The sequence below is a fragment of the Solibacillus sp. FSL R5-0449 genome, from assembly GCF_037975215.1.
GTDB lineage: Bacteria > Bacillota > Bacilli > Bacillales_A > Planococcaceae > Solibacillus.
Map to the genome: position 1 here is coordinate 1,877,438 of NZ_CP150239.1, position 14,016 is coordinate 1,891,453.

At 34.0% G+C, this 14,016-nt stretch carries 13 protein-coding genes, 1 tRNA gene, 1 pseudogene and 3 riboswitches; of the genes and pseudogenes, 3 read left to right on the forward strand and 12 right to left on the reverse strand.

The features are described 5' to 3' along the window. The first annotated feature begins 29 nt into the window (after positions 1 to 29). On the forward strand, positions 30 to 251 hold the full coding sequence (locus MKY27_RS09180; RefSeq protein WP_339171234.1) for a hypothetical protein: 222 nt from the start codon (positions 30 to 32) through the stop codon (positions 249 to 251). A 108-nt stretch (positions 252 to 359) separates the two neighbouring features. Continuing rightward, positions 360 to 432 (forward strand) — tRNA-Val (locus MKY27_RS09185). A gap of 108 nt (positions 433 to 540) precedes the next feature. Here MKY27_RS09185 and MKY27_RS09190 read toward each other — a convergent pair. From MKY27_RS09190 to MKY27_RS09240, 11 genes and pseudogenes are all read right to left on the reverse strand, one after another. Beyond that, positions 541 to 2,553 (reverse strand): hypothetical protein, encoded by a 2,013-nt coding sequence (locus MKY27_RS09190; RefSeq protein ID WP_339194511.1) that lies wholly within the window; start codon positions 2,551 to 2,553, stop codon positions 541 to 543. Further along, entirely contained in the window at positions 2,550 to 3,017 is a 468-nt protein-coding gene (locus MKY27_RS09195) for a hypothetical protein (RefSeq protein ID WP_339194513.1), read from the reverse strand. The genes MKY27_RS09190 and MKY27_RS09195 overlap by 4 nt, the downstream gene beginning before the upstream one ends. Positions 3,018 to 3,020: 3 nt before the next feature. Further along, positions 3,021 to 3,965 (reverse strand): hypothetical protein, encoded by a 945-nt coding sequence (locus MKY27_RS09200; RefSeq protein WP_339194514.1) that lies wholly within the window; start codon positions 3,963 to 3,965, stop codon positions 3,021 to 3,023. 222 nt (positions 3,966 to 4,187) lie between these two features. Next, positions 4,188 to 4,280, reverse strand: a complete 93-nt coding sequence (locus tag MKY27_RS09205) for a hypothetical protein (RefSeq protein WP_339199679.1) — start codon at positions 4,278 to 4,280, stop codon at positions 4,188 to 4,190. 273 nt (positions 4,281 to 4,553) lie between these two features. After that, on the reverse strand, positions 4,554 to 5,099 hold the full coding sequence (locus MKY27_RS09210) for a VUT family protein (RefSeq protein ID WP_339199682.1): 546 nt from the start codon (positions 5,097 to 5,099) through the stop codon (positions 4,554 to 4,556). Between the two features lie 12 nt (positions 5,100 to 5,111). Continuing rightward, positions 5,112 to 5,748, reverse strand: a pseudogene (gene queC, locus MKY27_RS09215) (7-cyano-7-deazaguanine synthase QueC). Positions 5,749 to 5,856: 108 nt separating this feature from the next. After that, complete coding sequence (gene queF / locus MKY27_RS09220) at positions 5,857 to 6,357, reverse strand: preQ(1) synthase (protein ID WP_079527139.1); 501 nt, start codon at positions 6,355 to 6,357, stop codon at positions 5,857 to 5,859. A gap of 122 nt (positions 6,358 to 6,479) precedes the next feature. Continuing rightward, positions 6,480 to 6,526, reverse strand: a riboswitch (PreQ1 riboswitch). A 140-nt stretch (positions 6,527 to 6,666) separates the two neighbouring features. Then, positions 6,667 to 7,428 (reverse strand): 3-oxoacyl-ACP reductase, encoded by a 762-nt coding sequence (locus tag MKY27_RS09225; protein ID WP_339194517.1) that lies wholly within the window; start codon positions 7,426 to 7,428, stop codon positions 6,667 to 6,669. 157 nt (positions 7,429 to 7,585) lie between these two features. Next, positions 7,586 to 7,684, reverse strand: a riboswitch (TPP riboswitch). A gap of 57 nt (positions 7,685 to 7,741) precedes the next feature. Then, a riboswitch (TPP riboswitch) is annotated at positions 7,742 to 7,838 on the reverse strand. A 274-nt stretch (positions 7,839 to 8,112) separates the two neighbouring features. After that, positions 8,113 to 8,565: a hypothetical protein gene (locus MKY27_RS09230; protein WP_339194518.1), complete on the reverse strand. Its 453-nt coding sequence runs from the start codon at positions 8,563 to 8,565 to the stop codon at positions 8,113 to 8,115. Further along, a complete protein-coding gene (locus MKY27_RS09235; RefSeq protein WP_339194521.1) occupies positions 8,562 to 9,629 on the reverse strand; it encodes a restriction endonuclease in 1,068 nt (355 codons plus the stop codon). Before MKY27_RS09235 ends, MKY27_RS09230 begins: the two co-directional genes overlap by 4 nt. Beyond that, positions 9,616 to 11,721, reverse strand: coding sequence for an AAA family ATPase (locus tag MKY27_RS09240; RefSeq protein WP_339194522.1), 2,106 nt, complete (start codon positions 11,719 to 11,721; stop codon positions 9,616 to 9,618). The genes MKY27_RS09235 and MKY27_RS09240 overlap by 14 nt, the downstream gene beginning before the upstream one ends. Positions 11,722 to 12,074: 353 nt before the next feature. Here MKY27_RS09240 and MKY27_RS09245 point away from each other — a divergent pair, with 353 nt between their 5' ends. Further along, entirely contained in the window at positions 12,075 to 12,290 is a 216-nt protein-coding gene (locus tag MKY27_RS09245; RefSeq protein ID WP_339194523.1) for a hypothetical protein, read from the forward strand. 161 nt (positions 12,291 to 12,451) lie between these two features. On the opposite strand, the gene MKY27_RS09250 is transcribed toward MKY27_RS09245, so the two are convergent. Continuing rightward, positions 12,452 to 13,759 (reverse strand): Spo0B domain-containing protein, encoded by a 1,308-nt coding sequence (locus MKY27_RS09250; RefSeq protein ID WP_339194526.1) that lies wholly within the window; start codon positions 13,757 to 13,759, stop codon positions 12,452 to 12,454. Positions 13,760 to 14,016: the final 257 nt, after the last annotated feature.

A 14,016-nucleotide genomic window follows, 5' to 3' on the forward strand; every position in this document is an offset into this window, starting at 1 on the left:
AAAATCGAAGAAACAAGGAGCGTTTAACCATGTTGTTTGCTGTTCATTATTTGGAAAATAATACGCCTGTTCTAAGTCAGTGTTTAGAACGTATTCCTGATGTAGATGAGGATTTAAAAATAAAAGGGCGTAAAGGAAAAGTTGTAAATGTCGTGCAAATCGAAGAAAGTAAATACCACGTCCATGTCGTTCTAGAAAAAGTAATTAAAAAGCAAGATTTATTAAAAGACGATAAAAAGAAAAGACGTTGATCTAAGGGAAATTTGCCGGAAATAAAAGTAAAAATATAACAGTTTCCTATATACCTCTCCCTTTGTGAATGCTATACTAACTGGTAAGAACATTTTGTTTCTTATCCCGGTCTTGTAGCTCAGTTGGGAGAGCACCACCTCGACAAGGTGGGGGTCGCTGGTTCGAGACCAGTCGGGACCATCAAATTAATAGGCTCGTAAAATCCTTCTTTTTTTCCTTTTCTAAAATCTTGACAAAAAATCAGTAACCTTTCTAATCGGTTACTGATTTTTTAGATAGTCTCCCCTATTATTTTAAAGGTTTAATAATATAATCCTCACCTAAATCGACTATATTCAAGTTTAAATCTTTTGTCATTTCCTGTATCTCTGCCGGCTCAAGAGAAGTTCCAACAATCGCCTGTCCCTTCGTTTTTGATAATACTTCAAAAAGCTGCTTTTGACTCTTCACAGCCATTTGCTGCTGACCCGGTTCATCAAAAACCATTAGTCCAGGATGGTTTCCACCATACTGCTGACTTGTCTTATAAATAGCTATTACATAAGACCAGATTAATCGGATATTATCGCTTGCCGAAGAATTAAATTTAATATCAAAACCACTTACGATAGGAGTGTATTTATCATGTGAAATTGCAATTTCATTTGTTTTAATACTGGAAAAACTAAATTCCTTTAACAAGCTTAAAAACTCTTTCTCGAAATAAGCTAGCTTCTTTTTATCCAGTTCCGAGAAGTAATCTTTCGGCAAGGCTTCCTGTCTGGATAAATAATTTCGCCACTCTTCCTTTACATTATCAAAACGCTGGTCAATTTTTTCAAAAGAATTACTTGCATCTTGCAGCTTATTTAATAGGATTTTCAACTCCACCAATTTTTCCATTTCCTTCTTAGTAGGCAATTGTGGATTTTCACTTAATTCGGATTTATAAAGCCTTAACTCTCTTCTAGCATTATCAAGATGTTCAGAAATTGCATCATGCTTGGATCTCTTATTTTGAATAACTTTTTGCGATTGCTTTATACCGAAATTGAGTGTATTAATTTGTTCTTTTATAAAAGTTATATTCTCTGATAAATCTAATGGCTGGATACTTGTTTCTGGAGGCATAAGCGAATCTTCAACATGCTGATTACAAGTAGGGCATACACCAATAGAAAGGCTCGAATCCACCATTGAACCTAATTTGTACAGTTTTTCAGCTTCTTGATTTCGTTTTAAATCTATTTCTAAATTTTTAAGGTTTTCAATCATAGAACGATGATTGTTTCTTTCTAAATGTAAATCCTGTTTGATAGAATTTATTTCACTTTGCAATTGTAAAACAAGCATTTCTTGCTCTTTTACCTTCTTTTCGTACTCTGAGGTAACACTGGATATTTTGACAATATTATAGTTTTCTTTTTCTTTTATCGAGCGCTCTAATTGAAATATACGGTCAACAATTGAAACAAGTTTTTTATTCTCATCATACACATTTAACTTCAGCTCCTCTAACAGTGAAGGTTTTTCAGGAATACTCGTAACTTCCCCATGTATACTGACAACTAATTCTTCTATATCCTGTTTCAATGTAGACCATTTATTTGAAATTAAAGCCCTTTGTATTTTTAATTCTTCTCTCTCTTTCGTATTCTTGGTAACATCCATGTTCAATAAAAATTCAAATGCCCGTTTGGATAAATCTCTGATACCAAAACCTCCAGAGATAGGAGAGTAAAAACTGCTCCACCCTTTAGTTTGCTCCACAAAAAATAATGGAAAAAGGGTCTGAATATATAAAATCCTGTCCTTTCCTTCAAATGTAGGTACTTCAGGCAAATTCCATTCTAAAAAGCTGGCTAAAAAGGCATGAAATCCTGCTTTCTCTGTTGCAGAACCACTCATATGGACATAAAAATCTTTGGAATTCACTATTTCTTCTTTTGTGAGCTGAGGTCCAAAATGCACTCTTATTAATTTCTCATCAATGCTAGATGATTTTATCCATCGGGTCAGTGTTATAATATTCCCTTTTTGATTGGAAATCTCTAGCTGCACTTTGGATTCTAAAATCGGGACATCCTTTTCCAAATATGACAGCTTCTCTTTCAGCACAGGTTTCATGGTTTTTGCATTTCTTCCACCTAGCATTTCTTCAATGCCCAATACATAAAGTATGGAATTTAAAGTAGAACTTTTCCCTTTTGTATTTTTGGCTCTTAATATATTAAATCCTGACTGGAATGGAATATCGGTCCCAAATACTCCTTCAGCCGTATCAATCGTTATTTTAAAATAATTCAAATTTATTCGGTTCATGAGGAGTACCTCTCTTTAAATATTTGCAAAATGTACTTATCAGACAGACTTTTTTTAATTGTAGTTAAAAAATTTTTTTCTTCTAAGAATACATCTTCTTTCAGTATACTTTGTGCGAAAACTTCCCCTTTTTCAGTTAATGAGAATTTACCCGTACTATCATTGAATATAAAAACTCCCATTGCTACTCCGTAATTCAGCGCTCTATTTAAAAAGGGGTCAAAGCTGATAATTGGAAAGTTTCCCGTTTCCTTTAGATTCAGCAACCTTTCATAGCGGCCATGATTCTGCATGCCCCAGTTAAATAACTGTAGTTTTAACAGCGAAGCCGTCTGCTTCGTGGACGAAAGATGCAGAATAAGAGTTATCTGTGATATTCGGTACATCGGTCGCAATTCTGGGGAAATTGGCACTTTTTTTCTACTGAATCTAATTTCTTTTATTTCATCGAATGGCAAGTCCATTTTTTAACCTCCAAAATCCAGTGGGCAGTCAATAAGCCAGCTTGCGATTGCCTCATGGCACAAATCATTGTACACAGAGAATTCAAAAATATCATTGAAATCTTCCCCGATCAACGCAGTCCTATACTTGACCATGGTTTCTTCTAACAACTCTTTTGGAGCTAAATCTGACAGCAATGTCTCTTCTTCCAGATGACTTGCAATGGAACTTTTAATTCTCACTTGTTTCTCATATGCAGAACTATATGTCTGTTTCATGTAGTTTAGAATTTCCTGTCCCTTTATATAGTTTCGCACCTGTAAATCAATATATTTGTTAGTTTTTCTTTCCTTAATTCCTTGGTCCAAATGTTCAAAGAGATTCCCGATTTTCCTGTCTAATATTGCAATCGAAGACGTCTGGCACTGTTTCCAGTTAATAATTTCTGCTTCATCCGGCACTGATACTTCAATATTAATCTTTTCATTAAGAATACGTTTTACCTGAAGAATTTCTTTTCCGTAAAATAGCTCATCATGAGCAAGGACATCAAAATCATCATCTATTAAATCCTTCATAGTTTCATCTTTACGGTATTCGACCGCTTTTTCATGACAATGAGCAATAAGAGATTTATTAGTAATTTTCGGAGTAAGAAAAATCCATTTTTTTATTTTGACACCTTGAAGGAACTTTAATAATTGAGGCTTATATTTATTTAGTTTTTGTAGGTCTGTTGTCACTTTATCTCTTTGATGAGCATAAAGTTTAGCGGAATCATATTCATCGTCCGGACAGTAACACTGAAAAACTATTCCACTTCTTGTAAAACCCTCTATACCTAAATCGCCATTTGTATGCGCAGTCATTTCCTGATAACCATCAACTTCGTATTTCATTTTTAATAAGGTTTGACAATGTTCTTCCCAACTGTCCCCATTGTATGTACCAAAAGGTGTTTTGAGCATATTTCCCTCCGCACTATAAATATGTAGTTGCACTAATTATAATAGTAACATATTTTTACATTTTTAGTTAATATTTATCAATTATCTACATAGTCTTCAGAAAAATAAAAAAAGAGTAATACAAACCACTTGTTTACCCTTTTGTCCGCAATTTTTCCGCAAGATTTTTTCCAATTATTTTGTGTTACATTAGGTGGCGTTGTAAAAAATTCGCCAATGTCATTATCTGCACGCTAATGACCTAAAAACGTGGATCATCTTCTTATCAAAATCAATATCACCCCACTTTAACCCTAAAATTTCTCCTCTATGCATGCCTGTATAAATAGCAAGTAAAAAGGTTAAATAGTGTCTTTCACCGGTTATAATGACGTGCAGCAATATGCTTCCAAAAAAATCTCAAAAGAAGATGTCGTAGAAACAATATTGCAACCATTAAGTCTTACCGTTAGCATATAACAAAAGAGCTTAAAGAACATGAATAATTCGTGTTCTTTAAGCTTTATTCAAAACCTTATTTACGTCTGGGACGGTTCAGCTTAACTAATGTAAGTGCGGTAAAAATACGTAAGCATATTATTACATTAATCAGGCGGACATTTTAGATAGACGCTTTTCTTTATACACTAAACCTTGCGCTAAAAAAGCCGCGCCAATCATTTGCATGACTATTTTTACAATCACTTGACCCACTATAGCGGCAGGGACGGCTACCCAAGGGATAAAGCCTGCGCCCATTGGACTTAAGCCGACAACGACAAAAATAACTGAGTCTAACAAGCCGCCTACAATTCCACTATAAAACACACGCCACGCCATCGGTAATTTTAAACGTGTATAAATTTCTGTATCTGTCGTTTCAGCTACTAAAAATGACAAGGCGGAAGCTGCAACGATGACTAATGTATCTCCTAATGAAAAGGACACCACAGCTGATAAGACTAACGCCAGGAAAATAAAGAGGTATGTTTTTTTGCGGCCATATTTATTTTGAACAAGGTCTCGGAAAATAAATGTCGCCCCAATAAAGAAGGAGCCCATCGGTACAAGAAATATCCCGAATTCAAGTGGCATAAATCTCGCGGTTACGACATTTGCCGTAACAATTGATACTAAATAAAGTAAAACTCTTATCATAAAATCCTCCTATTTTAACGATTGTTCATAAGCTTCCATTCCTTGCAGACGAAGCTTACATGCTGGGCACTCCCCGCATCCATCCGCAATTATTCCGTTATAGCATGTCAATGTTTTGTGACGTACAAAGTCAAACGCACCTAGCTGATCTGCTAAAGCCCATGTCTCGGCTTTATTAATCCACATGAGTGGCGTATGAATAACAAATGATGTGTCCATCGATAAATTTAATGTGACATTTAAGGATTTCACAAAGGCATCGCGACAATCTGGATAGCCACTAAAATCGGTTTCACATACACCTGTCACAATATGCTTCGCGCCAATTTGGCTTGCTAAAATTCACTAAATTACGACCCGGCACAAACGTAGAGGGGAGCTCGCCTGCCACGCCTTCTTGTATTTCGATATCGTCACGCGTCAAAGCATTCGGTGCTAATTGATTTAAGAGCGACATATTTAAAATATGATGTCGTACGTTCAACTCCTGTGCAATCTGTTTCGCACACTCAATCTCGAGTGCATGCCGTTGTCCATAATCAAAAGTAACGACTTCAACCTCTTTAAAGTTTTTTAAAGCCCAAAACAAACAAGTTGTACTATCTTGCCCGCCACTAAATACAACAACGGCTTTCTCATGTTTCATTCTTTTTCTCCCCTTTCTTAAACCAAAAACAGCACTAAGAGGCAGTACTAGTTAATCTTTTTTTATAGAGGGTTGTTAATAACCGCTCTAGGCTATTTGAATAAAAAATTATCGATTATCAATTTTTTCAGGATATAAATCATGATTCATTAAACGATAGTTTGCTATTTCTTCATATTTCGTACCTGGACGGCCGTAGTTGCACCATGGATCGATTGAAATACCTCCTCGTGGCGTAAACTTGCCCCATACTTCAATATAGCGGGGATCTAGAAGTTTAATTAAATCATTCATAATAATATTTACACAATCTTCGTGGAAATCACCGTGGTTGCGGAAACTAAATAAATACAATTTCAGCGACTTACTCTCAACAATTTTTTTATCAGGAATATATGAAATATACATCGTTGCAAAATCCGGTTGCTGCGTAATCGGACAAAGACTTGTAAACTCCGGGCAGTTAAACTTCACAAAATAATCACGGTCTACATGTAAATTGTCTACAGACTCTAATACTTCTGGTGCATAAGCAAATGTGTACTTTACATTTTGATTTCCTAATAATGTTAAATCCTCTAATCCTTCTGTTTGGTGACGACCAGACATAAAAAAAACCTCCTTAAGTTAATACCGGAGTATTCCAAGGAGGGCGAACTATAACATCTCTAATCAAACTATTGGAGGCATAAAAAAAACCACATCCAATATGGACATGGCGTAATATACATGTATCCATAGTTTTTTATAGAGGGTATCAGCTATGAACCTCTCCTGAACAACTCAGGTATTTCAATAATTTACATTGTAGTATATATTGTTCTTACTGTAAATCAATATTTTCAAAATTATGGTTTTCTCTATATCCCAGTAAGCCTATCAGTAGGATTCATCTTAAAGAGAGATATAAGTTTGCTCTTAATCCATTACAAGACCGCCATCAACGACTAAATTCTGCCCAGTGATGGCACTTCCCCAAGGAGATGCAAAGAATAATGCCACTTCCGCTAAATTTTTTGGTGTTGCCACTCTTTGTAAAGGGGTTATGTTTTCAATCAATTGAAATACTTCTGCTGTTGTCACTTTACTTGCATCCGTTTGTTTTAATAGTCCACCAGACATCATATTGACTGTAACGCCATACTCCCCTAACTCTTTCGCCATGTTACGTGTAAATCCGAGCAATGCTGCTTTAGCTGTTGTATATTCATGATAAGCTACTACCGGATTCTGAAATAAGTTTGTCCCAATATTAATAATACGACCAAATTCCAGTTCTTTCATATCCTCAATGCATGCTTGAATACTATTTAAAGCACCCTTAATCGTTCCTTCAAATTGCTTATTGTAATCGGTCCATTGAAGCCCAAACACATTTTTTTGTGTGAGTGGATTAAATTCAAAATCAATCAATGCATTATTAACAATGGTTGTAATCGGGGTATGAAAATACTCTTTTGCCTTTTTAACCATTTGCTTCACTTCTTGTTGATTGCGGATATCTGCTTGTAAAGCGATAACTTGAGAACCCAAACTTTGTGCTAAATGTTGCGCTTTTTCCTCACTCTTATAATAATTCAGTACGACATTAGCTCCCTCTTTGACAAATGCTTTTACGAGTTCTTCTCCAACACCTCTACTTGCGCCTGTAACTAAAACGGTTTGTTCATGTAATTTCATCATCATTTCCCCCTAATTATTTTTTGTCAGTTGTTTGAATAACCAGACCATTTTCAAACTTCCCATAAAACTCTATCCGTTTTCCTCCTCGCTGGATTTAGATGGACGTAAGTGCAAAAAACGTCTCTATTAATATAGAGACGCCAAAAAAGTGTATACTACACCTATAATTGCTCCCTACGTCAGTATTAACTGTCAGGTTCTAAGGGTCAGGTTTTAACCTTCTCAACACGAATGTGTCCCCCTGCAATTAAAGTATTTGCATAAGAAAAGCTCCACGTAAATTACGCGGAGCCATAGTAAGTACAGAAAAATAGATATGTACTTTGCTCCCTACGTCCGTATTAACGGTCAGGTTCTAAGGGTCAGGTTTTACCTTCTCAACACATTGTGTCCCCCTGCAAATGCATTTAATTAGATTGATTCTATCAAAATGGGTTCAATAAAACAAGTACTCATAAGTTAAACTGGAAATAGCCTACTGTATAGATATTTAATATTACACATTTACCCCAATCTTTATCACGCCTAATAAACGAAATTCTCATTAATTTAATCAGCATCTGTTTGCGTTGCTTTTTCCTATTTAAAAAAGCAATAGAGAAATGATAACGGACGAGTTCAAAACTAAACATGTGAATATTGTATTGCACTTCTAGTGGTCTAACTATATCTCTCATAAATTTATATTATCTTAATTTTCTTTAACTGTGATTCTCTTGTTATCTCTCTTTTCCCGTGGGTAATTTCGTTATAAGTATAATAAGTATGGGACTGCATATTACCTTCTTTTGGAATTGGTAAATGGTTCAAATTCTTTTCGATTTTTAGAATATAAAACTTATAATCTTCCTTTTCACCAAATCCAAAAGTATATTTCCGTTCATTTATATAACCTCGAAGTCGCTCTTTAATATCAGTGTTTAAAAAGCTGATCTGCTCATATATATTTTGTTCTTCAGGCTTTAAAACTAGCTCATTTTCAATACTGTATAATGTATCCATAACACCACCGACTTTTCTGAACGTCATATATTGTGCTTCCTTATATTTCCTCGGATGAGGATGGGCGTGTATTAGATACTTTTTAATCAAATCCATTGTTTGTGCAGCTGGTAAGGATATAACTTCTTTCATTGATTTACCCCCTTCATTAATGCAAAAAATTGATGAGCATATGCTAATAGGTCTTTCTTTATACCTTTAAAATCTTGCTGTAAATTTAGAGATACGACATAAATTGGATTACCTTTAATGTGATAAATATGATTTGGTTGATTTAATGCGGTAGTTTTCGCATAAAGTAACATACCTGCTACCGTTTCACCTGGATCATTTTTCCAATTATTTATATACGTAAATATTTGATAAAGATTACCAGATTTTTGTTTTGCAACCCCACCTTTAAACCTTGCTACCATATTCTCAGAATAAAATTTAGTATCCACTATCAAAGTCATTTTATCTTTCTTAAGTACAAGATCAGTTTGCATAATCGGTAAAGCATCTGTGAATTCATCATCAACATTCCAATGAATTTGGGGGTGAGATACATTATATTTCGTTTCACGTTTGAAAAATTCATAGATGAACTTTTCATATAAAGTTGATAGTCTTTGTTCATCTTGAACCTCTTTCATTAGTTGAGATGTAGAACTTTCATCAAATAATAATTGCTCATATAGATATCTACATACATCTACAATAAACTGGTAGCGAATATCTTGGCGGTTATATCTCACGTTTTTCCATAGCTTCAAATCTAACTCTACATCTGATACCTCTGTAAAATACGCCAGCAAACCGTAAAACAATCTACGCATTTTTCGACTTATTTTATTTGAACGAGATAGGTAAACGAGTGTCGCTTTAATAATTTGATTCAACAATATATTTTCTGAGAATTCATCATAAACCACTGAGATTTTCTTATTAACCAATGTATTTTTCTTTATCGTGGAATTGATATCAATTTTCCCCTTAATAACATTGGAAGTCTCTTCAATGCTTATATAATCTTTACTTAATCCTCCGCGAATCAAAACAGGTATACCAATCATTAAAATTTCTGCGTATAGCTCTTTGACGTCCTCAAACTTTTCTGTCCCGATTTGTTTATACTCAGAAAGACTTAACGTTTGATATGCATAGGAAAGCATATAGTATATATTACGAATAGGAATATTATTATTTCTCTCCATCGTAACAACCTCTTAGTCGCTCAGCCCAATGATTTACCTTCTGCTCATCATCAAACCAATACTCGAATAACTGTGGAATAATTTCATATTCAATAACTTCCTCTACTCGATTTGTAGCATCTACTTTATAAGCATCCCCTACAAAATAGCTATGTCCAATTTGAAAGCCTGTCCCTAGTTCTTCAACAATTTGATTATTTAAAGTTTTGATTTCATCAATGATACGTTTTAAAACGTCTGGATTATTTAATTCATTTACATACAACTTAAATGTCTCATTTTGGAACGCCGGTTTAATTTCAAAAAACGAGAATCTTCTTCTAAGTGCATAATCTAATAAAGCTAAACTTCTATCTGCCGTATTCATCATTCCAATGATATATAAATTCGAAGGTACAGAAAACTTCTCGTTAGAATAAAGAAGATTGATTTGCTCACCTCGCTTATCAGCTTCGATTAGCATCATCAATTCCCCGAATATTTTACTCATATTCCCGCGATTAATTTCATCAATAACAAAAAAGTAATCTCGTTCTGGATCTCGTGCTGCTTTTCTAGCAAACTTCACAAACGGACCTTGTTTCAGTTCAAATCCATCCCCTTCAGCTTTTGGACGGAACCCTTCAATGAAGTCTTCATAACTATAGCTTTGGTGGAACTGAACCATATGGATACGAGTTTCATCCTTCTCTTCCATCATGACATACGCTAACCGTTTAGCAATAAATGTTTTACCTACTCCTGGTGCCCCTTTTAAAATAAGATTCTTCTTATTTTCAAGTAGAGAAATTAGACGTACAAGCTCCTTCTTATCAATAAATACAGCCGAAAGAAAATCATCCATTGTAAAATTTTCATTTTCTTGTACAGTAGGTTTAGATTCAATAAAACGAATGTAGTAATCAATTGAACTGCCTGAAACGCCTTTATATTTTTTGTAGGAATCATCTGATAAAACGATATCTTTTAACAGTTTCAGTTGCTCAATATCTGATTCACCAAAAATGGCAGCTTCAAAATGGCGTTCTATTTCCTTTAATGCATTTACTTTTTGCTTAACTGTTTTATCGTTTAAGCTAGCTCCTGTATCTGTAATTTGATTGGATAACCAAGTTTGAAACTCATTTACTTCAGCAATTTTTGGATCAATAAAATCTTCATTCATTACTTTGTCTATTTCTTGAATAAAATTTGGATAATTATTTAAACATGTTAATGTTTTTTGAGCAAAAGTCTGATGTAGCTCCCACTTTCCGACTTGAAGCCACTTTACTGTTCTTCTATGTTTATACTCTGATGCTTCATAATCGAAGTAGTAATCTCCCGTAACAACTCCGCGTGCGAGAATTTTTTTTATTCCCTCTTTCACATATATGATGTCGCCTATTTTAATGTCGCTATAGAAATCCCACACAGCCTTTGTATCATGAACAGGCCGCACTCCATCTGCTCTTTGCTCTGATATTCTTCGTTCAACAGCTTCTTTTAAACTATAGTTCTTTATATCACCTAAATAGTCCCAACCAATGGCAATTACATTATCGTTGTGAAACTGCTCCCATAATCTAGAGTTTTCACCCGGTGAAATCAACCAATAATTAACGCCTTTATCAATTTCATCTTCTTGATTCGCAATTTTCTTCTCTTTTTTAGGATAAATTAACGTAGGATTTTCAGCATAATATAAAAATATTAAATACGAGCGAATTAAAACACCCCAGTCAGGTATCCCACCTAAATTATCCGGTTTACTTCTTACGCCTCGATTATATTCATCTTCCGCATAATTTTGTCTAAATTGAATTCTTGTTGTACCAAACTTTTCAGGATAGTGAGGCGTACCTCTACCCATCACAAATTTCTCAATATCCTCATCATTTTGTTCTGTCATTTGTTGATAAATATCTTTAAATTCTGAGTAAGATTGATACTCAAAGAAATTTCCTTTATAACCGATAGCTAATCCGAACTTTTCTAACAGTTGTCCAAGTTTTTCAAGATATGGTGCGTACCAAACCCCTGTTTTTTCCCCTAAGTTTTCCGTCACCCAATCTTTATATTTTTCTTTTTGATTATTCACAACATCATTCATAGCCTACCTCCAAAAGTTTTATAAATATATGTATTCTTAAATCATCTTACTATACAATGTAAAATGTTACCAAATAATATACTGAGGAATTCGCGGGCACACTTGTTTTGGCTAATTCCCATCTTGCCTACGAAGTTCAGAACTTACACCCGAAAACACATGCACATTACGAGCTCATTAAAAATATAGGTATAAAACTTATAATACAGTTAATACAGTTATTACAGAGAAACAAAAAAATGTTACACAAACCACTTGTTTACTCTTTTGTCCTCAATTTGTCCGCAGAATTATTTTTTTTTTGCTTTTATTTAACGATATTGAATGTAACTGTATACAAGGAGGCAATTATCTTGAATAAAAGGAATAATAAATTGTTTTTAACCTGTGTTTTCGGTTTTCTTATAGGTCTTTTCTTTCCATTTTCAAAAACAATGGGTCTCTCATTTGATGTCTTATTAGTTTCTTTGTTTGGGGAAGATAGCATTTGGGCTGGACTTTTTTCACTCTTCTTAATTGCTATATTAGCTTTGAGCCTAAGGAAAATTATCTCCAAAACAGCTTCTTGATAACCTTCAAATCGCTACAGCTAAAAAACCTTCGAAATGATGATGTACTATCACTTCGAAGGTTTTGTTCGTTCCCTATGTTTCATTATACGACGTGCGATAAACACCACTTAAAAAGGCTATAGTACATTACTTGAATTAGTACCATAACCTTTTTCTATTTACTTAATAGGAATTTTCACAATCGCTCTTGTCTCTTTTTCGTTTATTGCCTCAAGCGTAATCGATCCATTATATTTATTAATTGTTTCTTTCACAATAAACAGACCTTGTCCTCTAACTCTTCCATTCTCTACTTTTTTCGTTGAATAACCTTGTTTAAAAACATGATTTACATCAGGCAGCTTTCGTCCAACGTTTGTAATCGTAAACGTATAATTCAACTCGTCTGCTTTACAGCTAACTGAAATTTTACGAAGTTCCTCTGGTAACTCCATTGTCGCTTCTATCGCATTATCAATTATATTCGATAAGATATTGATTAAATCAATCGTTTTTATGTGATCAAATGGATTATCATCAACAGTTATCTGCATATCAATTTGTTGATTTTGACATGTTAATTTTTTTGTTTGCAGCAATATTGCTAACCCCGGGTGATCAAGATTCAATTTAATGGATTCAATTATCTGTATGTCTTTAGACAAATAATCAACATACTTTTTCGCTTGATCTACCTCACCCATATGGAGAAACCCATGTAAAACTTGAATATGATTAACGTAATCGTGTCTTAATGACGAAACAGAAGCAATTAATGTTTTAATTTCCTTTTGATATGTAGATTCCGTAGATCCAACTTCTTTTTGATACCACTTTTGTAAAAGTAAGAAAGAAATAATAAAGATAATCACAAAAAATCCGCTAAGTACTAATAAAGAAATATTACTTTTAATAACTGTTTTTTTAATCCCGTCAAGTGTATCCGTACTAATATCTATAGTAAGGTAGCTGATGATTTCCCCTTTTTCATTTATAATAGGAGTCCCCACCGTTATATAATGTGGACCATATTTCATATCATCTAAAACTCCTGTTACAAATTGCTTTCCTTCTTCGTATGCTAGTTTCACTTGAGCCTCTGGTACAGTACAATCTTCACCTATTGGAAAATCATTTGGATCATCCTTGTTTTCAGGATAACCTACAATCAAAGTTGTCGAAACAGTAGGATTGTTTATTTCCACTGTATAGACGTATAATACACCTAGCTTTTCTCGGGCATCATTTAAATAATCCCGTATTGTCCAATAGTCTTCATCACGATTCCGTTCTTTTAAAAATCGCTCATATGTTTCCAGATCAATTGCCTTAGCAATGGATTTGGCAGATTCAAGACTCTGGTTAGCAATCGCCTCTTCGACAGTATCTCCAATTTTTATATAGGAAGTATACATAGTTATTCCAATAAAGAATATGACTAATACGATAGATAACACCATGATGAGCCTTAATTTAAAACGTCTCATATCAATAACAATCCTCCTTACTTTTTGCTTTAGCTCATCCCACCAACTGATGAAATAAGGGCAATTTCAATTAATTGCTCTCTTCTTTGTAACAATGAAAAACACTAGAATAACATTAAGTACTTATCTTTCAATTAATAATCAGTATAAAATCTATAGTTATTAATATTAATTCAATATAAAAGCAACAAAAAACAGTATAAATGTTCTAAATCCTTTTGTCCAAAAAACTTTTATATTACTAAATACTGGAATTG

Coding starts and splice junctions, on each gene's coding strand:
- MKY27_RS09190 (WP_339194511.1), bottom strand. CDS start 2,553: ATGAACCGAATAAATTTGAATTATTTTAAAATAACGATTGATACGGCT.
- MKY27_RS09230 (WP_339194518.1), bottom strand. CDS start 8,565: ATGAAAGAAGTTATATCCTTACCAGCTGCACAAACAATGGATTTGATT.
- MKY27_RS09195 (WP_339194513.1), bottom strand. CDS start 3,017: ATGGACTTGCCATTCGATGAAATAAAAGAAATTAGATTCAGTAGAAAA.
- MKY27_RS09205 (WP_339199679.1), bottom strand. CDS start 4,280: ATGCATAGAGGAGAAATTTTAGGGTTAAAGTGGGGTGATATTGATTTT.
- MKY27_RS09225 (WP_339194517.1), bottom strand. CDS start 7,428: ATGAAATTACATGAACAAACCGTTTTAGTTACAGGCGCAAGTAGAGGT.
- MKY27_RS09200 (WP_339194514.1), bottom strand. CDS start 3,965: ATGCTCAAAACACCTTTTGGTACATACAATGGGGACAGTTGGGAAGAA.
- MKY27_RS09180 (WP_339171234.1), top strand. CDS start 30: ATGTTGTTTGCTGTTCATTATTTGGAAAATAATACGCCTGTTCTAAGT.
- queF (WP_079527139.1), bottom strand. CDS start 6,357: ATGTCTGGTCGTCACCAAACAGAAGGATTAGAGGATTTAACATTATTA.
- MKY27_RS09250 (WP_339194526.1), bottom strand. CDS start 13,759: ATGAGACGTTTTAAATTAAGGCTCATCATGGTGTTATCTATCGTATTA.
- MKY27_RS09240 (WP_339194522.1), bottom strand. CDS start 11,721: ATGAATGATGTTGTGAATAATCAAAAAGAAAAATATAAAGATTGGGTG.
- MKY27_RS09235 (WP_339194521.1), bottom strand. CDS start 9,629: ATGGAGAGAAATAATAATATTCCTATTCGTAATATATACTATATGCTT.